21 protein-coding genes and 1 pseudogene are annotated in these 20,807 nt (G+C 65.8%); 11 read left to right on the forward strand and 11 right to left on the reverse strand.

Features of this window, described 5'->3' with window-relative positions; all coding sequences use genetic code 11:
• Positions 1 to 5 precede the first annotated feature (5 nt).
• From CPY97_RS00855 to CPY97_RS13855, 6 genes and pseudogenes are all read right to left on the reverse strand, one after another.
• Positions 6 to 773 (reverse strand): enoyl-CoA hydratase/isomerase family protein, encoded by a 768-nt coding sequence (locus tag CPY97_RS00855; protein ID WP_231923984.1) that lies wholly within the window; start codon positions 771 to 773, stop codon positions 6 to 8.
• A gap of 32 nt (positions 774 to 805) precedes the next feature.
• Positions 806 to 2,425, reverse strand: coding sequence for a GMC family oxidoreductase (locus tag CPY97_RS00860; RefSeq protein ID WP_096420007.1), 1,620 nt, complete (start codon positions 2,423 to 2,425; stop codon positions 806 to 808).
• A gap of 37 nt (positions 2,426 to 2,462) precedes the next feature.
• Positions 2,463 to 4,094 carry an acyl CoA:acetate/3-ketoacid CoA transferase gene (locus tag CPY97_RS00865; protein WP_096420009.1) on the reverse strand — a complete coding sequence of 544 codons (1,632 nt, stop codon included), beginning with the start codon at positions 4,092 to 4,094 and terminating at the stop codon, positions 2,463 to 2,465.
• A gap of 9 nt (positions 4,095 to 4,103) precedes the next feature.
• Positions 4,104 to 5,114, reverse strand: coding sequence for a Gfo/Idh/MocA family protein (locus CPY97_RS00870; protein WP_096423248.1), 1,011 nt, complete (start codon positions 5,112 to 5,114; stop codon positions 4,104 to 4,106).
• Complete coding sequence (locus tag CPY97_RS00875; RefSeq protein WP_231923985.1) at positions 5,111 to 5,980, reverse strand: substrate-binding domain-containing protein; 870 nt, start codon at positions 5,978 to 5,980, stop codon at positions 5,111 to 5,113. The genes CPY97_RS00870 and CPY97_RS00875 overlap by 4 nt, the downstream gene beginning before the upstream one ends.
• 30 nt (positions 5,981 to 6,010) lie before the next feature.
• Positions 6,011 to 6,145 (reverse strand): annotated as a pseudogene (locus tag CPY97_RS13855) (LacI family DNA-binding transcriptional regulator); the annotation flags it as partial.
• Positions 6,146 to 6,386: 241 nt separating this feature from the next.
• Here CPY97_RS13855 and CPY97_RS00880 point away from each other — a divergent pair.
• The 5 genes from CPY97_RS00880 to CPY97_RS00900 all read left to right on the forward strand — a co-directional run bounded on the left by CPY97_RS00880 (position 6,387) and on the right by CPY97_RS00900 (position 11,295).
• Positions 6,387 to 7,676: an ABC transporter substrate-binding protein gene (locus CPY97_RS00880; protein ID WP_096420013.1), complete on the forward strand. Its 1,290-nt coding sequence runs from the start codon at positions 6,387 to 6,389 to the stop codon at positions 7,674 to 7,676.
• A 73-nt stretch (positions 7,677 to 7,749) separates the two neighbouring features.
• The gene (locus tag CPY97_RS00885; RefSeq protein ID WP_096420015.1) at positions 7,750 to 8,760 is read left to right on the forward strand and encodes a carbohydrate ABC transporter permease; all 1,011 of its coding nucleotides are present in this window, start codon (positions 7,750 to 7,752) and stop codon (positions 8,758 to 8,760) included.
• A 5-nt stretch (positions 8,761 to 8,765) separates the two neighbouring features.
• On the forward strand, positions 8,766 to 9,656 hold the full coding sequence (locus CPY97_RS00890) for a carbohydrate ABC transporter permease (protein WP_096420017.1): 891 nt from the start codon (positions 8,766 to 8,768) through the stop codon (positions 9,654 to 9,656).
• A 35-nt stretch (positions 9,657 to 9,691) separates the two neighbouring features.
• The gene (locus CPY97_RS00895) at positions 9,692 to 10,639 is read left to right on the forward strand and encodes a sugar kinase (protein ID WP_096420019.1); all 948 of its coding nucleotides are present in this window, start codon (positions 9,692 to 9,694) and stop codon (positions 10,637 to 10,639) included.
• A complete protein-coding gene (locus CPY97_RS00900; protein WP_231923986.1) occupies positions 10,636 to 11,295 on the forward strand; it encodes a bifunctional 4-hydroxy-2-oxoglutarate aldolase/2-dehydro-3-deoxy-phosphogluconate aldolase in 660 nt (219 codons plus the stop codon). Before CPY97_RS00895 ends, CPY97_RS00900 begins: the two co-directional genes overlap by 4 nt.
• A 51-nt stretch (positions 11,296 to 11,346) precedes the next feature.
• Here the strand turns inward: CPY97_RS00900 and CPY97_RS00905 are convergent, their stop codons facing one another.
• The 3 genes from CPY97_RS00905 to CPY97_RS00915 all read right to left on the reverse strand — a co-directional run bounded on the left by CPY97_RS00905 (position 11,347) and on the right by CPY97_RS00915 (position 14,327).
• The gene (locus tag CPY97_RS00905; protein WP_161494031.1) at positions 11,347 to 12,183 is read right to left on the reverse strand and encodes an IclR family transcriptional regulator; all 837 of its coding nucleotides are present in this window, start codon (positions 12,181 to 12,183) and stop codon (positions 11,347 to 11,349) included.
• A gap of 112 nt (positions 12,184 to 12,295) precedes the next feature.
• A complete protein-coding gene (locus CPY97_RS00910) occupies positions 12,296 to 13,444 on the reverse strand; it encodes a glycerol dehydrogenase (RefSeq protein WP_096420025.1) in 1,149 nt (382 codons plus the stop codon).
• Between the two features lie 124 nt (positions 13,445 to 13,568).
• The gene (locus CPY97_RS00915; RefSeq protein ID WP_096420027.1) at positions 13,569 to 14,327 is read right to left on the reverse strand and encodes an MIP/aquaporin family protein; all 759 of its coding nucleotides are present in this window, start codon (positions 14,325 to 14,327) and stop codon (positions 13,569 to 13,571) included.
• A gap of 260 nt (positions 14,328 to 14,587) precedes the next feature.
• On the opposite strand from CPY97_RS00915, the gene CPY97_RS00920 reads away from it, so the two are divergent.
• The 4 genes from CPY97_RS00920 to CPY97_RS00935 are packed head-to-tail and all read left to right on the forward strand — an operon-like array spanning position 14,588 to position 18,306.
• Entirely contained in the window at positions 14,588 to 15,616 is a 1,029-nt protein-coding gene (locus CPY97_RS00920) for an NAD(P)-dependent alcohol dehydrogenase (RefSeq protein WP_096420029.1), read from the forward strand.
• A 55-nt stretch (positions 15,617 to 15,671) separates the two neighbouring features.
• Complete coding sequence (locus CPY97_RS00925; RefSeq protein WP_197702237.1) at positions 15,672 to 16,193, forward strand: hypothetical protein; 522 nt, start codon at positions 15,672 to 15,674, stop codon at positions 16,191 to 16,193.
• On the forward strand, positions 16,190 to 17,755 hold the full coding sequence (locus CPY97_RS00930) for a GMC family oxidoreductase (RefSeq protein ID WP_096420031.1): 1,566 nt from the start codon (positions 16,190 to 16,192) through the stop codon (positions 17,753 to 17,755). The genes CPY97_RS00925 and CPY97_RS00930 overlap by 4 nt, the downstream gene beginning before the upstream one ends.
• A 20-nt stretch (positions 17,756 to 17,775) precedes the next feature.
• On the forward strand, positions 17,776 to 18,306 hold the full coding sequence (locus tag CPY97_RS00935; protein ID WP_096420033.1) for a YbhB/YbcL family Raf kinase inhibitor-like protein: 531 nt from the start codon (positions 17,776 to 17,778) through the stop codon (positions 18,304 to 18,306).
• Here CPY97_RS00935 and CPY97_RS00940 read toward each other — a convergent pair.
• Together CPY97_RS00940 and CPY97_RS13215 are read right to left on the reverse strand one after the other, a co-directional pair.
• Positions 18,281 to 18,526: a hypothetical protein gene (locus tag CPY97_RS00940; RefSeq protein ID WP_096420035.1), complete on the reverse strand. Its 246-nt coding sequence runs from the start codon at positions 18,524 to 18,526 to the stop codon at positions 18,281 to 18,283. The genes CPY97_RS00935 and CPY97_RS00940 overlap by 26 nt on opposite strands.
• Positions 18,523 to 18,684 carry a hypothetical protein gene (locus CPY97_RS13215; RefSeq protein WP_161494032.1) on the reverse strand — a complete coding sequence of 54 codons (162 nt, stop codon included), beginning with the start codon at positions 18,682 to 18,684 and terminating at the stop codon, positions 18,523 to 18,525. The genes CPY97_RS00940 and CPY97_RS13215 overlap by 4 nt, the downstream gene beginning before the upstream one ends.
• Positions 18,685 to 19,148: 464 nt before the next feature.
• Here CPY97_RS13215 and CPY97_RS00945 point away from each other — a divergent pair, with 464 nt between their 5' ends.
• Together CPY97_RS00945 and CPY97_RS00950 are read left to right on the forward strand one after the other, a co-directional pair.
• Entirely contained in the window at positions 19,149 to 19,610 is a 462-nt protein-coding gene (locus CPY97_RS00945) for a zinc ABC transporter ATPase (RefSeq protein WP_096420037.1), read from the forward strand.
• Positions 19,611 to 19,690: 80 nt separating this feature from the next.
• Complete coding sequence (locus CPY97_RS00950) at positions 19,691 to 20,497, forward strand: metallophosphoesterase (protein ID WP_096420039.1); 807 nt, start codon at positions 19,691 to 19,693, stop codon at positions 20,495 to 20,497.
• The last annotated feature ends 310 nt before the right edge of the window (positions 20,498 to 20,807 follow it).

Genomic DNA, 20,807 nt, shown 5'->3' on the forward strand with positions numbered 1-20,807 from the left:
TCGGCTCACGAATCGGTGAACCGAGCGGCGCGCTTCTCCCGGAACGCGTTGGTTCCTTCGATGAGGTCGTCCGTTCCGGCCGCGACCCCGGAGGCGAGCGCTTCGAGTACCGAGCTCGCGGCCCCGTCCGCGGCAGCGTCGATGATCTGCTTGGCGAGCTGGATCGCCACCGGTGCGGACAGCAGAATCTCGGACACCAGGCGGGAGGTCTCGTCGTCGATCTCGGCCGCATCAACGACAAGGTTCGCAACGCCCCACTGTTGAGCCTCGTCAGCAGTGAGCTGGCGGCGGGTGAACACGAGCTCTTTCGCGCGGGCACGCCCCGCCAGCTCGGTGAGCCGCTCCGTGCCACCCCACCCCGGGACCGTGCCCAGGCCCCCCTCGGGCAGCGCGACCTTCGCGTGCTGAGCGACGATGCGAAGGTCGCACGCCAGGGCGAGCTCGAAGCCTCCGCCCACCGCGAGGCCGTCCACGACCGCGATGGTGGGCTGCCGCAGCGATGCCAGCCGAGCGAACGCCCGGTGACCGGTGGCGACCCATTCCCGCCACATCTGGACAGCGCTGATCCCCGCAAAGTGGGTGATGTCCGCCCCGACACAGAACACTCGCGTGCCAGCCGTCCGCACGAGCACGACCCGCGCGGGGGATCGGTCGATCTCTTCGCACACCCACTCCAGCTGCCGCAGCATGTCAAGGGTGAGCGCGTTGAGCTTATCCGCCCGATCTATCAGGATGGTCGCCACGGCCCCGCCGCGCGAGACGGCGACGCTCACCCTCCCGGAGGCATCGTTCATCGTGGCCGACATCACACGTACTCGGCTGCGGGAATGGCGGATGAGGCCCCATGCCGGATGTGATGTGCGCCCTTCTCACCGATCATGATGGACGTGGCCTGGGTGTTCCCGCTGATCAGCGTCGGCATGATCGACGCGTCGACGACCCTCAGCCCTTCGACGCCGCGTACGCGCAGCTGCTGGTCGACGACAGCCATCTCGTCCTCGCCCATCTTGCACGATCCGACCGGGTGGTAATCCGTCTTGGACCATTGCTTGACGTACTCGCGAATCTCCTTGTCGGTGCGGACGTCCTTGCCGGGCATGTGCTCCTTCTTGATGTAAGGCGCGTACGCCTTCGTCGCGAGCATCTCTCGGCCCCACTTGAAGCCCTCCAGCGAGATCTTCCAGTCGTACGGATCCGTGAGGAACGCCGGGTCGATCGCCGGCGGCACCGACGGGTCGGATGAGCGCAACGTGACGGATCCGATGCTCTTCGGTCGCAGGTTGCAGGTGTTGATGGTCATCCCATGCCCCTTGACGCGGAGCCGACCGTGGTCGATCACGTACGCGGGAAGGCAGTGCATCTGGATGTCCGGGGCTTCGACAGCCTCACTGCTGCGTACGAACATCCCCGCCTCGCACACCGATGCGGTGATGGGGCCGGTGCGGTATAGCAGGTACTGGATCATCGAGAGCGCCGCGGGCACCGGGCGATCCGAACGGTTGTAGCTGACATCGGTCGTCTCGGCGGTGAGGTACACGTCCATGTGGTCCTGGAAGTTCTTGCCCACCCCCGGGAGATCGTGCACGACGGGGACGCCGAGCGCGCGCAGCTCGTCACCAGGGCCGATCCCGGACAGCAGCAGCAGCCGCGGGGTGTTGACCGCGCCCCCCGAGAGGACGACCTCCCTGTTCGCCCGGGCTGTGGCCGGCTCGCCGTCGTGCGTGTACTCGATCCCGGTGGCTCGCCCGTTCTCGACGATGACCTTGGTGGCCAGTGCGTGGGTGTGGATGGTGAGGTTGCGACGGTCGCGGGCCGAACGCAGGTACGCGGTGGCGGCGCTCTCGCGGCGCGCTCGCTTCTGCGTGACGTCGTAGTAGCCGACGCCGTCCTGGACCGCGCCGTTGAAGTCGGGGGTGAACGGCAGTCCCAGCTCTTGAGCGGCACGGACGAATGCCTTGCTCAGCTCGTTGTGCGAGACCTGCTCGGTGACGTTCATCGCGCCGTTCGAGCTGTGATACTCGTCGTTGAGGCGCTCGTTGTGCTCCGCGCGTCGGAAGAACGGGAGGACCTGTTCGAATCCCCACTCGTGGTTGCCGAGCTCTGCCCACCGATCGTAGTCGTGCCGGTTGCCGCGGATGTAGATCATGGCGTTGATCGAGGTGCTGCCGCCGAGGAGCCGTCCCTGCGGGTACCACATCTCCCGGTTGTTCAGCTGCGCCTGCGGGACGGTCTCATACCCCCAGTTCACCTTCGGCCCGGTCAGCTTCGTGAAGCCGACCGGGATGTGCACCAGGAAGGAGGAGTCGCGGCCACCCGCTTCCAGAAGTAGAACGGAGACATCGGGGTCCTCGGTGAGGCGGTGTGCGACGGCGCAGCCGGCTGCGCCGGCGCCGACCACGATGTAGTCGTAGGTGTTGCTGGTCATCTGATCGTCCTTGAGTCTGTGGGTGTTCGAGTGCCGCTCAGGCGGCCCGAGGCGTGTCCAGCGCAATGATCCGGCTCGGAGGCGGCAGAAGCGGGAGGGTGAGCTGGAGCGGCCGGTCGAGGAACAAGGCGTGGTCCATGGTGCGCAGATCGTCCGCGATGTGCAGGGTGAAGTCGGAGCGATCGAGGATGTCTCTCTGTACGTCCACGCCAGGAGCGACCTCGGTGACCACGAGTCCGTGCTTGGTCAGCTCGAGGACGCAGCGCTCCGTGATGTATGTGACTCGCTGCCCCCGCTCGAGCGCCTTCGGACCGGAGAAGGTGACGGCGGCGACGTTCTTCACGAGCTTGGTGTGTGGGCCGTCGCTGCGGATGTCGAGCCTTCCCTCATCGAATTCGATGTCACGCCGGCCGGCGGTGAACGAACCGATGAAGGCGATCGCGGGGGCCGAGGAGGTGATGTCCGCGAAGCCGCCGACACCGGCCGTGACGTGGCGCTTCTTCGGTAGATAGTGCACGTTCACGCTTCCTCGCTCGTCGATCTCGAGGAAGGAGAGCATCGATCGATGGAATCCGCCGCCCTGCAGCAGCGTGAACTGGTCGATGCTCGGCATGATCGCGTCCGGGTTCTGCGCACATCCGAACGCGAAATCGAGGAGTGGGACGCCTCCGACGGCGCCCTGCTCGATGACCCAGCTGACCTCCTGGGCGAGGCCCTCCTCCACGAGGATGTGCGGCACCAGTGCGGAGACGCCGAAACCGAGGTTGACGATCTCTCCCGTCTGGAGCTCCTGCGCAGCACGGCGGGCGATAACCTTCTCGAGCGAGAAGGGGACAGGCGGCAGTTGCGTGAGGGGCTGGCGCAGCTGTCCAGAGATCGCCGGGTCATACAGAGTGTTGGTGGTTTGAAGCTGATCCGGGTCGATCACGATGGCATCCACGAGGATGCCGGGAACGCGGACATCTTGGGGCGCCTGACTGTACGCCTGCGCGATCCGTTTCACCTGGGCGATGACAATGCCGCCGTTGTTGTGCGCCGCGTAGGCCTGATCCAATGCGCCGAGGGGTGAGCCTTCCTCTTCGAAGGTGAGATTGCCGAACTCGTCGGCCGTCGTCGCCCTGATGATCGCGACGTTCGGGACGACGGCGGGGAAGAAGAGCCACTCGGCACCGTCCAGTTCGACCGTTCGAACGTGCTCGGCAGGTGTGGAGGCGTTCATCCTGCCGCCCTGCTGTCGTGGGTCGATAAAGGTGTCGCTGCCCACCTGAGTGAACACGCCAGGCTGGTGGGCGGCCGCTGCACGGTGCATCTGGAACAGCACGCCGGAGGGGAAGTTGTAGGCGTGAACCTGATTGTTCTCGATCATCTGCCAGATCTTGGGCGGCTCGAAGGACGACGGCCCGGACGGATACGAGCCTGCGATGACTTTCGCGAGAAGCCCGGGCATGGAGAGATGGTCTATGCCCTTGACTCCGTACATGTCGCCGGCGGCGATCGGGTGCACGGCAGTCAGCCTGCGGGGTGCTTCGGTCTCGGCGAACCGTTGACCGATGCCGGCTAGCACAGCGTCGGGGCAGCCCAGCCCGCTGGAGGAACTGACGGTGATGACATCGCCGTCGCGGATGAGATCGGCGGCGTCCCGTGCGGTGAGGATCGTGGCTTTCTGCATGTGGGTCTCCTAGTCCATTCCGACCATGCGGCCGGTGCGTGCCGACTCCTGGGCGGCGAGCGCGACGCGCAAGGCCGCCAACCCGTCCTCACCGGAGGCGGTCGGCTGGCCATGTCCCGCGATCGCGGCGGTGAACGCGTCGATGATGATCTCGTACAGATCTCGAGACGTGTCGACGGGGATAAGCTCCACTCCCGTTGCGGTCGTCAGCGTGACCGTGCCGTGGGTGTCTTGCGTCATGGCGTCGCTGATGTGGATCGAGCCGAGCGTGCCGTGGATCGTGAGTGAAGTGCGGTCGAACTCGACGGTGAACGCGTCGTGCGTCTGGGCCAGGATGCGCTCTCCTGCGGATCCTTCGTATTCGATGACCGTCATCACGGCGTCTTCCGCACCGGCGTTCCACTGTCCTTGGTGCGCGCTGAGCGCGGCGACGCGTCGTGGCCGGCCGAGGAGGGGGTTGAGGACGGAGGCGTCGTGGCAGGTGATGTCCGCAATCACGCCGCTGCCGGGCGCCGCCGACTCGACGCGCCAGCCGCGAAGACGTTCAGGAAGCAGGACGGCGTGATGCACCCGCGCAGACAGCACCGTGCCGATCCGGCCCGATCGCACCAGATCCCGGGCTGCCGCATGCAGTGGGCTGCCCGGCAGATGATGGTTGGCCGCGAGCACGAGTCCGCGCTCCGCGGCGGTCTCGATCATCTCGCGTGCATCGCGGATGGTGATCGCCAACGGCTTCTCGCAGAGCACGTGTTTGCCTGCGGCAAGCGCCGCCATCGATTGCGGGTGGTGAAGGTCGTTGGTCGTGGAGATGTACACGGCGTCGATCTCGGCCGCGAGCAGCGCAGGGAGATCCGACGTTCCCGCCGGGATCCCGTTCGCGTGAGCATAGGTCGCCGCACGATCGGCCGACGAGCTATGGACGATCTCGACCGCGCCGCCGCAGGCGCGGATGGCTCCGATCACTCGCGTCTGTGCGATGTCGCTGGTGCCGATAAGACCCCAACGCAGGCCGCGGCTCATCGCGCCACCGCGATTCCGCGCGGGCGCCACAGTGCGGTCGATGCGCGGACCTTCAACGTCGGTTCGATGAGGACACGGCGCGGTGGTTCGTCCCCATCCTGCAAACGGGCGAGCAGCAACTCTGAGGCCTTTCTGCCGATGCTTGCCGCGTGCGTGGCAACGGATGTCAGCGGTGGGTACTGGAGCGCGGCCAGTGGTGCGTCGTCGAAGCTGGCGACCGACACCGCGGACCCCGGCTCGAGGTTCCGCCGCCTCAGCTCGCCGTATACACCCTGTGCGACCGCGTCGCTGTAGCAGATCACACTGTCCGGAAGGGTGCCCCGGTCGAGGAACTCCCCGAGACCTCGGGCGCCGTCGTCTGGGATGTTCAGCGTCGACACCGAGTCGGCGGGGTCGAATCGAACCTGTGTCCCTGCGAGTCCGCTCACCAGCCCTTGCAGGCGCTCCCGGCGTGCCGACGATTCGGTCGGGCCCCCGATGAGGACCGCGGAACCGCTGCCCAACGATGCGATGTGCGCGGCGAGGTTCTCACCGGCGGCTCGGTTGTCGGGGCCGACGTAGTCGAGATCATCCGTGAAGTAGCGCGAGAACTGGACGATCGGCACCTTCGTCGTCCAGACGAGCCTGCCCACGCTGTCGCGAGTGGACCCGATCGAGGGAAGCAGCAGGATACCGTCGACCTGTCGCTGGATCATGGCCTCGATCTGCTCGCGCTGACGATCGACGCTGTCACGGTTGTATCCGACGAAGAGGGTGTAGCCGGCATCGTGCACAGCCTCCTCGACTGCCATGGTGAGCTCGGCGAAATATGGATTGCGGATGTCCGTGGCGATCAGGCCGAGCGTCATCGACCGGCTCTGCCGCATGTTCGCTGCCTGCCGGTTGTACACATACCCCAATTCGGACATCGCCTGCTCGACTCGAAGTCGCGTGGCCTCCGAGATCCGTGAGCTTCCCCGCAGCACGAGTGACGCAGTAGATCGAGACACTCCAGCGCGTTCACTCACGTCGGTCAGCGTCGTTCTGCTCACGGTTCCACCGTCCTTGGTTTGAACGAGATCGATAGTTGGAGTGTAATCTAGTAGATCGAAACACCAACGGCTAGATTGGCGAAAACTGTTGCGTTTCCGCCGTTTCGATGACAATCTAGCAGACAGAACCGATACGCGGGGCAGTACATTCGGACCAATATGCGTGATCGATCTACTAAATCACCAGGTGCGAGAGTCCTCAGTCGCCTCAGTGTCACCTGCACTCAAAGGAGAGAAACTCATGCACATCAACCGGAAGGCAACCGCAGCAGTCGCCCTCGGATCCGCCGCGCTGCTGGTCGCCGCCCTCACCGGCTGCGCGGCCAACAACCCCGACGACACGGGCGGCGGTGACAATACGCTCGAGATCACCTCCTGGTGGACCTCTGGGTCCGAAGCCGACGCGCTCAACGTGCTCATCGACGCGGTGAAGGCGAAGGATCCGACGCTCAACGTCGAGAACGCGGCCGTCTCAGGGGGTGGCGGCGCCAACGCCCAACAGGCTCTCGCCGCCCGCCTCCAAGCTGGCAATCCGCCCGACGCCTGGCAGCTTCACCCCGCCGGCCAGATGGAGAGCTACGTCGCCGGCGGCCAGCTGGGCGACGTGACCGAGCTCTGGGAGTCCAACGGCTGGGAGGCCCTGGTCCCCGCTGACGTCGCTGCCGTGCAGCAAGTGGACGGCCGGTACTACACCGTCCCGATCGGCGTCCACCGCGGCAACGTGCTCTGGACGAACCCCGCTGTTCTCGAACAGGCCGGAGTGACGCTCGAAGCCGGAGGCACACTCGACGAGCTGCTCGCCGACCTGCAGACGATTCAGGACAGCGGAGTCACCCCGGTCTGCCTCGGCGACAAGGACGTCTTCGCCTCGGCGCAGTTGCTCGAGGCAGCCCTCATCTCTCGGCTGGGAGCTGACAACTGGAACGCCCTCTGGACCAACGAGTACTCGTTCGACTCCCCCGAGGTCGTGCAGGCGCTCGATGATTACGCGACGCTGCTGGCCCTGTCGAACCCGGACCATTCCGCGCTCACCTGGGATGAGGCCTCGAAGAAGCTGGCCGCCGGTGAGTGCGCCGTGAACCTCATGGGCGACTGGGCATACGGAGAGCTGATCAACGCGGGCTTCGAGCCGGAGGTCGACTTCGGGTGGGTGACGTTCCCCGGCGAGACGGACATCTTCGACTACGTCGGCGACGGCTTCTCCATCGCAGCCACGAACGTGCCGAACCCCGAGGCCGCGCAGCTGTGGCTCGAGACCCTGATGGACCCCGAGGTCCAGACTGCCTTCGCCGCCAAGAAGGGCTCGATCCCGGCGATGACGACCGCGGACGTCTCGTCGCTCTCCGGATACCAGCAAGGGGCAGCAGCGAGCTTCGCGACCGCGGCCATCGTGTCATCGATCGCACACGCGCAGGCATCCACCGGCGAGGTCGCGCAGATCTTCGCCGACGCAGTGACGACGTTCAACGGCAACGGTAACGCCGACGCATTCATCGCGTCGATGCTCGGCGCCCAGTCCACGCTCGGCTAGATCGCCATCGCGGGAATGCGGTCCGGCCGCAGGGCCGGGCCGGGCCGCACTCTCGCCTTACGGAGGACTCCTCATGACGACCTCGACGCCGGCCGACACCCGTACGCTTGCCACCACCCCCAAGACGCGCAGACGGGTGAGACCACACCTGGCGGCTACACACCGCCGCGCCGCATGGATCTTCGCGCCGAGCATGCTGGTCAGCGCCATCTTCGTGTACGCCTTCATCGGCGTGACGATCTACATCTCGTTCTCGAACTGGAAGATCGGCACCAATGCCGACCTTTCGCTGCGCGAGCCACTGGGAGCGACGTATGTGGAGATGCTCCAGGAGTTTCGCGCTCAATCGTCTCTGCGGAACATCATCGTGTTCACGGTGCTCTTCCTGGCGATCGCCATCCTCGCGGGACTCGTCGCGGCCCTCCTGATCCACCACGTCGCCATCGGACGGGGGTTCTTTCGCACTGTCTTCCTCCTCCCCTACGCCCTGTCCTTCATCGTCACCGGTGTCGTCTGGCGATGGATCTTCGCGCCTGCGACCGGCATCAACGAGATCCTCCGCGCCATAGGAATAGCAGACCCCCCGGGGTGGACCACCGACACCACGATCATCGGGGCGCTGAACGACCCGAGCGGGACGGACTTCTTGAAGGTGCAGCTCGGCGTTCCTGTCGCGCTGATCCCCATCATCGTCGCGGCCGCTTGGCAGCTCCTCGGCTTCGCGATGGCGATGTACCTGGCCGGTCTCGGCTCGATCCCCGAAGAGCACCTGGAGGCCGCGAGCGTCGACGGGGCGAACGCCTGGCAGCGTATCCGCCACATCGTGCTGCCGCAGCTCTGGCCAGCCACTGTGACCTGCCTCGTCCTCCTGCTGCATGTGGCCCTCAAGATCTTCGACCTCGTCGTCGCCATGTCGGGCTCAGGTCCTGGCTTTGTCACCGACGTCCCCGGAATCTACATCTACAACTATCTGACGAGCCGATACGACAAGGCCTCCGCGATGTCGATCGTGCTCCTCGTGATGACCCTCGCCGTCATCGTCCCCTACCTCGTGCGCGGATACCGGCACGAACGAAAGGCCTGACCGGCATGACCACCACCGTCGAACCCACCACCAGGGCCGTGCTGACCGGCAACCGCCGGGCACGCAAGGCAAGCGCGCGCGTGCTCCCGCACACCGTCGGCGGCTGGGTGGTACTCGCTCTCTGCGTTCTCGGCACTGCGCTGATGCTGGTCCCGGTGTACGTCATCATCGCGACTGCGCTGTCCGGCACGACCGGTGCACCAGGCTTCTTCCTCGCCTTCCCGGACGCCCCAAGCCTGCAGGCGTTCGCATCCGCGTGGGAGAAGCTGCACGGCTCACTCGCGAACTCGCTGCAGATCACGATCCCTGCGGCCATCATCTCCACGGCGATCGGGTCGCTCAACGGTTACATCCTGTCGAAGTACCCCTTCAAAGGATCCACCGTGCTGTTCACCATCCTCCTGGTCGGCATGTTCATCCCCTTCCAGGCAGTCATTATCCCGCTGTTCCAGTTCCTCAACATGCTGAACCTCCAAGGCACGATCCTCGGGCTGATCGTCGTGCACATCATCTACGGGATACCGATCACTACGCTCATCTTCCGCAACTACTACGCCGGCATCCCGGACGCGCTCGTCGAGGCCGCGGCGATCGACGGCGCTGGGATCTGGCGAACCTACACGCGTATCATGCTCCCGCTGTCGGGTCCGGGAATCGTCGTCGCGATCATCTTCCAGTGCACCAACATCTGGAACGACTTCCTCTTCGGATTCATCCTCGCCTCGCCCGCATCCTGGCCGGCGCCGGTCACCCTCAACAACCTGATCGGCACCACGACGGTCGACTACTCCGAACTGATGGCCGGCGCAGTGCTCGTCGCGGCACCCACAGTGGTGCTCTACCTCATTCTCGGACGATTCTTCGTCCGAGGTCTCACCGCTGGCGCAGTCAAGTAGGCAGGACGGATGCAGCGGCAGAGAAGGTCTATCGGATGAACGGCGCAACGCACCGCGTCCTCTGCATCGGCGAGGCGATGGCGATGGTAACCCCATCGTCGCCGGGGCCGCTTGCCACGAGCGATCAATTCACCGTGTCCGCAGGCGGAGCCGAGTCGAACGTGGCGTCGCATCTGGCCGGGCTGGGGCTGGAGTCGATCTGGCTCAGCCGCCTGGGAGACGACGCACTGGGCGACCGGATACTGACGGCCCTGGCCGAGCGCGGAGTGGACCTCAGCCGGGTCATACGAGACCCCTCAGCCCGCACCGGCGTCTACTTCAAAGACCCTCTGCCCGGCCGGCATGCGACCGTCTCCTACTACCGAGACGGCTCGGCGGCGTCACGCATGTCTGTGGACGACCTCCGTCGATGGCCCATGGGCTCGGCCACCTGGGTTCACACCTCCGGCATCACCGCCGCGATCTCCCCCTCATGCTCCGAACTCGTGGAACAGGTGATCTCCGATGCCTCCGGACTCGGCTACTGCGTCTCATTCGACGTCAACTACCGGCCGGCGCTGTGGAGCGAGGCCGATGCGGCGCAGCGCTGCCTGCAGCTGGGGCGCAGCTGCTCCGTCCTCTTCGTCGGGCTCGACGAGGCCCAGCTGCTCTGGGGAGTCTCCGCCGCCGAGGACGTCGCGAACCTCTTCGACACTGTTCCGCACGTCGTGGTGAAGGACGGTGCGGTCGAGGCCGTGGAGATCACCCAGGCATCAGGCATCAGGGATGTGACCCGCGTCCCCGCGAAGAGCGTCGAGGTCGTCGAAGCGGTCGGCGCCGGCGACGCCTTCGCGGCAGGATTCCTCGCCGGGTACCTCCGCGGACATCCGTCGCACGAGCGTCTGTCCGCCGGGCACGAACTCGCGGCATGGACACTGGGCACTCTCGCCGACTTCCGACCCTTCCCCAGTACACACGATCCGATAGGGAGCACACCCCAGTGAGCACGACACATCCGCTCCCCTCCGGAAGACAGCAGCCGTCGTGGTTCACGGAGGGATTGGCGAGCAGCCCCGTGATGGGAGTGTTCCGGGGCTTCTCGCCCACGGACACGGTCCGGCTGGCCGCCACTGCGTGGGACATAGGTGTCGCCCACGTCGAGGTGCCCATCGAGTCCCCGGCGGCCATCCCGTCGCTGCGCGCGGCCGTCGACGCGGGACGCGAGCGAGGACGGCGGGTGGGGGCTGGAACCATCGTGACTGCCGAGCAGCTCCGTCTCGCCATTGCGGAGGGCGCGGCGTACGCGGTCTCCCCGGGGCTGGACCCCACCCTCATCGTGGAGGCCGATCGGGCATCCATCCCCTTCCTCCCTGGGGTGGCGACGGCGTCTGAGGTCCTGCGCGCCGTAGCACTTGGGTTCACGTGGATCAAGGCGTTCCCCGCATCTGGGCTCGGCGTCGGGTGGTTCGAAGCGATGAGAGGCCCGTTTCCAGAGGTGAGGCTCGTTGCCACAGGCGGGATGAACGGCCGCAACGCCGGGGAGTTCGTTTCGGCAGGCGCGTCCGTCGTCGGTGTTGGCGGGGCGTTCGCGGACCCGGCACAGCGCGCTCTGCTCGCCGAGATCATCTCCGTGCATAACACGACCGCAACGGCCCGTTGACCCAGACTCGGAGGAGGGGGATCTGCCGCTGCTTCAGGACTGTCGGCAGTATCAGGAGAGCGCGAGCGAGTTCGACTCTGCCCGGTAGTAGCGGCTGATTAGTCCGGCGTACTCGCGGAGCCGGACTTCGACCTGTCGCTCCTCACTGCCATCGATTGCGTCGGCGTCCATGCTGATCGCGACGGCACCGGTGATGAGTCCGGACGCGCCGCGGACTCCTACCGCCGCGCAGCTCTTGCCCGGCATGAACTCTTCTCTCTCCCACGCCACTCCGCGCAGGGCGACCTTCGCGAGAACGTCTTCGAGGGTGGCCCGATCGGCGATGGTTGCATCGGCGAGTTGGGGTGTGCCATGCACTTGGAGGTATTCGTCGCGTTGCTCGATGCTCATACCGGCGAGCATGATCTTACCGAATGCGGTCGCATGAGCCGCCTCGTGGAACCCGAACTTCAGCGGGGAGAGGCGACGGTGCTCCGCGCAGTCGGACACATAGGTGACGACCACATCGGCACCGCGATAAATCGCGAAGTAGGCGGCCATCTCCACTGTGTTGTGCAACTCATCAATCGCTGCGCGGACCTCCGAGGACGCTGCGATCTGTCGGTGAAGGGAGACACCAAGGCCGTACAGTTTATAGCCCAGCTCGAACTTGTACTCGGCTTTCAGATGCACGAGATAGCCACGCTTCACCAACTCCTGCGCGAGGCGATACACCGTGGGGAGCGGAATGCCCAGGCTGGCGGAGAGCTCCCGCGCGGTGCTGCTTCCACGATCGGCGATCGCCTCCAGCAGCTGAAGTGCTTTCTGCACCGTGGCCACCCCGTCAAGTCGATCGCGATCACGCATCAACTCTGGGACGACGGGAACGGGTAGAACACCAGTGTTCATTCTTACATTCTGCGTCCGAGCGACCGGAAAAGCACCATGTCTTCTCAACATCCGAGAATATCTCCGCGGTCAACCGGCCGACCTCACGTCAGCTGGTTGACCGCGGAGATCGTCAGTGGTGGGCTCGCGGAACAGGAGAGGCGAGACCGGCTTCGGAACGCACGGTCCGAGCGAAGCGCTCGATGGACTTCAGCGCCGAGACGAGCTCCGCGGGGCTGATCTCGAACGGCATACTGTGGATGGTCTCTCCGGGAGCCGTCGCGGCGACCGCGATGATCTGCAGTTCGGCGTCGTCCTCCGGTGACAGCCCGACCTCGGTGAGCGTGTTCGGGAGGCCGACGCGAGTGGTGAACTCGATGAACGCGCGGATCTCGTCAGTCGGCGCGCCCTCGAGCACCAGCTGGGTGACAGAGCCGATGTTGACCTTCTCCCCGTGCGCAAGACCATGCGTTTGGGGCACGGCGGTCAGACCGTTGTGGATCGCATGCGCGGCGGCGAGCCCACCGGATTCGAATCCGATGCCCGAGAGCAGGGTGTTCGCCTCCACGACCTTCTCCACGGCCGGAGTGACCAGATTGTCGCGGACTGCGTCCAGGGCGGGCAGCGCGTTGTCCCAGAGGACCTCCCAGGACAGCTGTGCGAGCGCCGTGCCGGTGAGTGTCGGCAGGCCGCCGGCCATCGTGTTCGCGTGGGCGTTCGCGGTCGCGCGCGCTTCCAGCCAGGTCGCCAGGGCATCTCCCACGCCGGCGGCTAGGAACGCGGCGGGAGCGTTCGCCACCACTTGGGTGTCGACGAGAACGAGATCGGGGTTCTTGGGGAAGAACCTGTACTCCTCGAACTCGCCGTTCTCGGTGTAGATCACGGACAGGGCCGAGGTCGGTGCGTCGGTGGAGGCGACGGTGGGCACTGTGACCCAGCGGATTCCGGCGAGGTACCCGGATGCCTTCACAGCGTCGATCGTGCTGCCGCCGCCGACGGCGACGATGACATCGGCGTTGTGCTCGCGGATGACCGCGACCAGACGGTCCACTTCTGCGGCCGAGGGGATGCCGCCGAATCGCTCACGGATAACCGGGAGACCGGCCGCCGTGAGCGAGGACTCGACGTCGTGGCCGACGAAGCCCCAGACGACGTCGTCAGCGACGAGCAGCGGTGTCTCCCCGAGTGGCTTGAGGAACTCTCCTAGCCTGCGGATAGCGCCCCGCCCTTGGACGTAACGACCGGGGCTGATGATCGTCTTGACTGCGAGGGAATCGGACATCGGTCAATCTCCTTTGATCGAGGTGATGGCGCGGGCGCGCCGTTGCACGCGACATGAGGTCACGCTACGAGGAGGTCGGGGGTGTGCCAATGGCGTACTTGAATGGTGAGAATCGGGCATGTGCTCAGGCAAGCACCGGAAGCAGCACAGTGGAGGCCAATCCGGCGAGCACTCCACCGGTGATCGGCCCGACGATCGGCACCCATGCGTAGCTCCAGTCACTGGAGCCCTTTCCCTTGATCGGCACGAGCGCGTGGATGATGCGCGGACCGAGGTCACGGGCAGGGTTGATGGCATACCCGGTCGGCCCGCCGAGCGAGGCGCCGATGCCGATGATCAGCAGCGCAACTGGCAACGCCCCGAGCGCAGCGAGCCCGGCTGCGTCACCGTGCCTTCCGAATGCCAGGACGACGAACACGAGCACGAAGGTTCCGAGGATCTCAGTGACCAGGTTCCACCCATAGCTGCGGATGGCGGGTCCCGTCGAGAAGACCGCGAGCTTGCTCGCGGCGGCCGGTTCGGCGTCGAAGTGCTGCCGGTACGCGAGCCACGCCAGGAATGCACCGACCATGGCACCGATCATCTGGCCGACGATGTAGGTGCCGATCGAGAGACCGTTCACGGCGACACCCGGCACGAACTCGCTGGCTCCCGTCGCGACGATGCCGAGCGTGACGGCGGGGTTGAGATGCGCCCCGGAGCGATAGGCGACGATCACGGCTGCGAACACCGCGATTCCCCAACCTATGTTGATGAGCAGGAAACCCCCGCCGTTGCCCTTGGTCTTGGCCAAGGCGACGTTCGCGACGACGCCGCATCCGAGCAGGAGGAGAATGGCGGTTCCGACGATCTCGGAGACGAATACCCCTGTAAGTGTGTCCATGGTCGACTCTCCTTTGAGTGGTTGAGTGCCGGTCTCTGCGCGGCTGGCCGGAACGCTATTGACCGCGCCTTCAGCCAGGGAAGCCGCATTCCGGTTGGTGAGAAGGGGATCTGCGACGCACGATCTTGCGCGTTCTCACAGTTCGAGAACGACGCTTCCGGTCGATGTCCGAGCCGCCGATGCTGATGCGCAGCGCCCGTCTGCGGACCCAAGCGCCGATGTCCGCGCCCGCAACCGTCTTGTCTCGACGAGGAGAGAACATGAGAGCAGTACGCCTGCACCAGTACGAGGTGCCCCCGACGATTGATGAGATCGCAGAGCCGCGCATCCAAGGCCCGTGGGACGTGATCGTCGATGTGGGCGCTGCGGGCCTGTGCCGCACCGACCTGCACATCATCGAGGGGCAGTGGGAGCCGATTCAGCACCCGCAGCTGCCGTACACGCTCGGACACGAGAACGCCGGATGGGTTCGGGAAGTCGGATCTGCTGTGACAAATGTGAGCATCGGCGACACGGTCGTCATGCACCCGCTGACCAGTTGCGGGCTGTGTCCCGCATGCCGGGTCGGGCAGGACTCCCATTGCGCGAACGCCACATTTCCCGGCGTCAACGTCGACGGCGGGATGGCGGATCAGCTGCTCACGAACGCGCGCGCCGTGGTCAAACTGGACTCCTCGCTACAGCCCCGCGACATCGCGGCCCTCGCAGACGCCGGTCTGACGGCCTATCACGCCGTAAGGAAGGCAGCCGACGCGCTCTTCCCTGGCACGCATGCCGTCGTCGTCGGCGCCGGCGGTCTCGGACACATCGGCATCCAAGCGCTGACCACGATCACCGGCGCCGAAGTAACCGTCGTAGACCGATCCGAAGAGGCGCTCGAGCTCGCTCGGTCTCTCGGCGCGAATCACACCGTCCTGGCGACCGACGACGAGGCCGTCGCAGCCGAGGTGCTCGACATCACCGGCGGCGGCGCGCACGTCCTGTTCGACTACGTCGGCGAGCACGGCACAGAGCTGCTCGCGCCGAGGCTGCTGCGCAACCGAGGCTCGCAGTACGTGATCGGCTACGGCGGTGAGGTGCGCATACCGACAATCGACATCATCTCGCGGGAGATCAACGTAATCGGGAACCTCGTGGGCACCTACAACGACCTCGTCGAGCTGATGACCCTCGCCGCGCAGGGCAAGGTCGCCTTGCACACCAAGGTCTACCCGCTCGAGGCGGCGTTGGATGCGATTGCCGACCTTGACGCCGGTCGGCTCGTCGGGCGCGGCATCCTCGTTCCCTGAACCACCCAGAGCGCTCATCCCGCCCACCCATCCACCCGAATCGAAGGAGATCCACGTGGGAACAACAACAGCGGAAGCGACAGCGCCCGCGCCATCCGCCGGAGATCTCGCCCGAGTCATCCGGGCGATCTTTCCGCACGACAACCTGGCGGACGGACCCTACCTCCGCTCCGCACAGGCCATCCTCGTCGCCGTCACGAGTTCGCCGCATCAGCAGGGGGTCGTCGAGGAAGGGCTGCGCAGCCTCCAGTCCCTCGCCGGCGGTGAACTGGGCAAGGTCGGCGTCGATGCGCTGAGCGACATCCTGCAGCGCCTCCAGCACACAGAGTTCTTCCGGACCCTGCTGACGAGCAGTGTCGTCACCCTCTACAGCGACGCCGACACGTGGGAGCTCCTCGGCTATGAGGGTCCGTCATTCGACAAGGGCGGCTACCTCAACCGGGGCTTCGCCGACCTCGACTGGCTACCGGAACCGAGGATCACCGAGTACGACGGCGAGCCTCTCTTGGAGTACTCCCCACCGGTGCCCGGCATTGACGTGGCATTCAACGAGATCAAGAAGGCGGCCGCGAAATGAGCACCATCGCATACGACGACGAAGCCGTCGTCATCATCGGCTCCGGTGCCGGCGGGGGCACACTCGCATACGAACTCACAGCCAAGGGCATCCCCGTCGTACTTCTTGAGGCCGGTCCCTACATTCGCAACGAGGAGTACGTCAACGACGAGTGGGAGTCGTTCAGCCAGCTGGCCTGGACCGACCCGCGCACGACCTCCGGATCCTGGCGGATCGCGCAGGACTTCCCGAACCTTCCCGCCTGGATCGTGAAAGCGGTCGGCGGCTCCACGACGCACTGGTCGGGCGCAACCCCGCGGTTCAAGGCTCACGAGTTCAAAGCCCGCACGGCATACGGGCACATCGACGGCTCGAGCCTGCTGGACTGGCCGATCGACCTCGACGACCTCGCCCCCTACTATGATCGCGCCGAGATCGCGATGGGCTCAACGCATCGCCACGGTCGCAAGCCTCTCCCCGCGAACAACAACTACAAGGTGTTCGCCGAGGGGGCCAAGCGCGTCGGCTACAAGCACTACGCGACGGGGCCGTACGCGACGAACGCGGAAGAGTACGACGGGCGTCCCGCGTCAATCCAGGACGGCTTCAACTTCCAGGGCGACAAGAACAGGTCGAAGTGGAGCATCCTCGTCCGGGAGATCCCTCGCGCTGAGGCCACGGGCCTTCTCGACCTGCGGCCGGACTCGCAAGCGATCCGCATCACACACGACGCCAAGGGCCGCGCCGACGGAGTCCTCTATCTGGACGCCAGCGGGGCGCTGCACCGTCAACGAGCACGCCTGGTCGCCGTTGCTGGCAACTCCATCGAAACCCCCAGATTGCTCCTGCTGTCCGAGTCACCGCTGTTCCCCGACGGTCTCGCCAATTCCTCCGGACAGGTCGGGCGGAACTACATGCGGCACATGACGGGCTCGACCTACGCGCAGTTCGACGACCCGGTCCGCTTCTACCGCGGCGAAACGATGGCAGGCCTCATCGCAGACGAGTCCGTGCACGACACCAGCCGCGGATTCTCCGGTGGCTACTACATGGAGACGATCGCACTCGGTCCCGCGTTCCTGGCGAAGTTCCTCACTCCCGGCGCATGGGGGCGAGACTTCACATCGTTCATGGATGCCTACGCCCGAACCGCCGGGATGTGGCTCGTCGGGGAGGACCTGCCACAGGAGACCAACCGGGTAACCCTCGACGCAGCCGTGAAGGACAAGAACGGCCTGCCTGTCGCGAACGTCCACTTCGACGACCATCGCAACGACGTGACCATGCGCGAACACGCGTACACCCGCTCCGCTGAGCTCTACGAGGCAGTCGGCGCCACCCGCACACACCGCACTCCTCCCTACCCTTCGACTCACAATCTCGGCACCTCACGGATGAGCACGAAGCCCACCGAGGGCGTCGTCGACAAGTGGGGCCGAGCCCATGACGTGCCCAATCTGTTCATCAGCGACGGCTCGGTGTTCACGACCGGCGCCGCCGCCAACCCCACACTTACCATCGTCGCCCTTGCCATCCGGCAGGCCGACTACATCGCCGACAAGCTCGCCAAGCACGAGCTGTAACAAAGAATGGAAGAACCCTCATGACCACTCCCTACGATGCAATCGCCGAAGTACCGGCCTTCACCGTGACCAGCACGGACATCCCGGCCGACGGCGCGCGACTGCGTTCCCCGCAGGTCAGCGGCATCTTCGGCGCCGGCGGAGAGGATGTCTCACCCCAGCTGAGCTGGAGCGCCTTCCCGCCCGAGACCAAGAGCTTCGTCGTCACCGTGTACGACCCCACGGCCCCCACCGGCAGCGGCTTCTGGCACTGGGCGGTCGCCGACATCCCAGCCCACGTCACCGAGCTTCCCGCAGGCGCAGGAGACGCGGAAGGGTCAGGCCTACCCGAAGGCGCATGGCAACTCGCGAACGACGCCGGACTCAAGCAGTACCTCGGCGCAGCACCTCCCAAAGGCAGCGGCAAGCACAAGTACTACATCGCGATCCATGCCCTCGACGTCGAGACCCTTGGAATCGACCCCTCCGCCACTCCTGCGTTCCTCGGATTCAATCTCTCCGGACACACCCTCGCACGCGCCGTGATCACGCCCTGGTGGGAGGCGGTTTAGACGCCACGACGACCATGATCAGCGATCTGACGACCGCGCGTGCACGAAGGCGCGACAGTTGTCGATCGGGGGCCGCGCCGTTCGGGAAGCTGAGCAGCCGGTCGATGACGAGGTCGAGCTGGTCGAGGAACCTGTGCTCCAGGTTCTCGCCGATCGCGCGGTGGTGGTCGCGGGTCTCAGCCAGATCGCCGACCGCCAGTCGGGAGAGCCGGACCGTCACTGCTCGACGCGCAACGCCGCGCGGACCTGGTCCCAATCGCGGATCCGCTCGGGAGTCTGCGCCGCCTCGTCGAACGCAGCGGTGAACAGACGCCGCTCCTCATCGCTGGGCACGTAGACAGCCTCACCGAAATAGGTCCGCAGCGCCTCCTGGATCACTTCCGAGCGGGTGCGATGCTCGACTGCGCGGGCGCGTTCCCACGATCTCGAAAGCTCCTCTGGCAGAGTGACCATCACTTTGCGAACAGCCAGTGGCCCCTGCCGACCTAACGCTGGTACGACGAAGGTGTACCGCCCGGGGCTCGCGAGAGGCGATCTCCCGTGTGCGCTGCTCGGAGGCCCCCTTGCTTCGCTCACACGGACCACGAGCGGGAACGCAATCGTCCACGACAAGTGGTCAGCGCTGCCCTATGCCTGCCAACTGCCTGCGGCAACTGTAAGTTCGCGTGAAACTTACAGATGTGTAGGTTTCCGCCCAAGATGGCGAGGATGCCGGGATTCGGCCCAGCGCGTCGCGCTGACCAGCGCTGCAGGACGTTGCCGCCGATCTGTAGCGACTCGCCGTGTAGACACGGCGTCACCTGCGTGACAGACTGCTCTGTTCTGCCTGAAAGGGGGCACCCGTGTCGCACGGTGACAGCAACGTCGACTGGGAGCGGATCATCCGCGACATGATCGCGCGCAGCACCGAGTCCGCGCCCACCGAACCTGGGGTCTACCGGATGCCGTGCGGGAACTGCTACGTGGATTTCTTCCTCGCCTCGGACGGCACCGAGAGGTGGCTCGTCCCTGGGGAGGAGCGCAGCTACACCCGCGACACGGTCGCGATCGCCCGGCACGGTGATCACCCGTGGGAGCGGATGTACACCCTCGCCCACGCCGCCGCCGAGATCCGACGTCGCGCGGCAGCCGAGGGCACGCCAGTCGAGGTTCTGCTCGAGGAGCTGACGGCGATCGCCGATGCCGAGGACGCGGCCGAGGAGGAGGATATCGCGCGGATCGTCCGGGAACGTCCCGCCGACGGCGAGGAGGTCCCGCTTGCCGACCTCGCCCGGAGGTTCGGGATCGATCTCGACGAACTCTAGCGACATCTATCGGGGTCTACTGAAACGCTAGACATCGCTAGATTCTGCAACACATCCGTGACCTGCGAGGGGGAACCGCCGTGAGTGAGTACTCGTGGTTCGACTTTGATCAGGTCGACTTCGTCACCGCTGACTCCCACTTCAGCCATGCCCGGATCAGCGAGCTCGCGGAACGCCCGTTCACGAGCATTGAGGAGATGAACGCCGAGCTGATCCGCCGGTGGAACGAAACGGTCGGCCCGTCCGATGTGGTGCTGCACCTCGGTGACGTGGCGCTCGGCCCGATCGAGGAGTCGATCGGTCTGACCGCGCACCTGAACGGCCGCCGCTACCTGGTGCCCGGCAACCACGACCGGGTATCGCCGGCCACCCAATCCAAGAACGCGATCGAACGCTTCGCGCCGCTCTACGAGGCGGCGGGGTGGACCATCCTCCCGGAGGTCATCGAAGGCACCCGCGGCGGGTACCGGATCCTCGCCTCCCACTACCCCTACAAGGGCGACTCTCAGGAGTCGGACCGACACACCACCCACCGGCCCCGCTGGGACGATGGGATCCCGCTGCTGCACGGCCACACCCACGCCCGCGACCACGGCCCGAACGGACACGAGTTCCACGTCGGCGTCGACGCCCACGGCTACGCCCCCCTCCCGTTCACCGTCATCGACGCGTGGATCCGCACACTGCGCGACGTCGAGCCGTGGCTCGAGGTGGCGATCCGTGAAGCCCGTGAGGTCATCGCGGACCTCGACGCCACCGAAACCTCGAACTCCGACACGATGTTCTACCTGATGGGCTACAACGAGCTGCGGACCGCACTCGAGGAACTCCTCAGCGCGCTCGAGTCTTCTCACCCCAACCCGCCCCCGAACCTGACCCAGGGCTAGGACTGCAGCTTCGGCGCGTCTCGGGTGGCTTTGGCATGAACAGTTCACCTGCCGCGGGGCCGGATCGGAGGGTCCGGGGCTCGCGTCGAAAGCGGATCCATCCGCGGCGGCGCCAGTGGACCATCGTCAGGTATCGCACCGAGGGCGACATCCACGCATCCTGGTGCGCCTGAGCATCCCGGTCCTGCGTAGCGAGCTCGGTGAACACTTCCCGGAAGGTCGGTGCCCGACCGTGCTCCCTCGTGTAGCGGTGGATGAACTTCACCGCGCGACGCGCCCAAACGGGCGCCGTATCGTCAGCGGTGAGCTC

Origin of the sequence: Microcella alkaliphila, from assembly GCF_002355395.1 — a bacterium.
Classification (GTDB): domain Bacteria; phylum Actinomycetota; class Actinomycetes; order Actinomycetales; family Microbacteriaceae; genus Microcella; species Microcella alkaliphila_A.

What these genes read in the sequence shown, in the direction of transcription:
- CPY97_RS00860 (WP_096420007.1), bottom strand. Translation starts at nt 2,425, where the DNA reads ATGACCAGCAACACCTACGACTACATCGTGGTCGGCGCCGGCGCAGCC.
- CPY97_RS00865 (WP_096420009.1), bottom strand. Translation starts at nt 4,094, where the DNA reads ATGCAGAAAGCCACGATCCTCACCGCACGGGACGCCGCCGATCTCATC.
- CPY97_RS00870 (WP_096423248.1), bottom strand. Translation starts at nt 5,114, where the DNA reads ATGAGCCGCGGCCTGCGTTGGGGTCTTATCGGCACCAGCGACATCGCA.
- CPY97_RS00875 (WP_231923985.1), bottom strand. Translation starts at nt 5,980, where the DNA reads ATGCGGCAGAGCCGGTCGATGACGCTCGGCCTGATCGCCACGGACATC.
- CPY97_RS00880 (WP_096420013.1), top strand. Translation starts at nt 6,387, where the DNA reads ATGCACATCAACCGGAAGGCAACCGCAGCAGTCGCCCTCGGATCCGCC.
- CPY97_RS00885 (WP_096420015.1), top strand. Translation starts at nt 7,750, where the DNA reads ATGACGACCTCGACGCCGGCCGACACCCGTACGCTTGCCACCACCCCC.
- CPY97_RS00890 (WP_096420017.1), top strand. Translation starts at nt 8,766, where the DNA reads ATGACCACCACCGTCGAACCCACCACCAGGGCCGTGCTGACCGGCAAC.
- CPY97_RS00895 (WP_096420019.1), top strand. Translation starts at nt 9,692, where the DNA reads ATGAACGGCGCAACGCACCGCGTCCTCTGCATCGGCGAGGCGATGGCG.
- CPY97_RS00905 (WP_161494031.1), bottom strand. Translation starts at nt 12,183, where the DNA reads ATGAACACTGGTGTTCTACCCGTTCCCGTCGTCCCAGAGTTGATGCGT.
- CPY97_RS00910 (WP_096420025.1), bottom strand. Translation starts at nt 13,444, where the DNA reads ATGTCCGATTCCCTCGCAGTCAAGACGATCATCAGCCCCGGTCGTTAC.
- CPY97_RS00915 (WP_096420027.1), bottom strand. Translation starts at nt 14,327, where the DNA reads ATGGACACACTTACAGGGGTATTCGTCTCCGAGATCGTCGGAACCGCC.
- CPY97_RS00920 (WP_096420029.1), top strand. Translation starts at nt 14,588, where the DNA reads ATGAGAGCAGTACGCCTGCACCAGTACGAGGTGCCCCCGACGATTGAT.
- CPY97_RS00930 (WP_096420031.1), top strand. Translation starts at nt 16,190, where the DNA reads ATGAGCACCATCGCATACGACGACGAAGCCGTCGTCATCATCGGCTCC.
- CPY97_RS00935 (WP_096420033.1), top strand. Translation starts at nt 17,776, where the DNA reads ATGACCACTCCCTACGATGCAATCGCCGAAGTACCGGCCTTCACCGTG.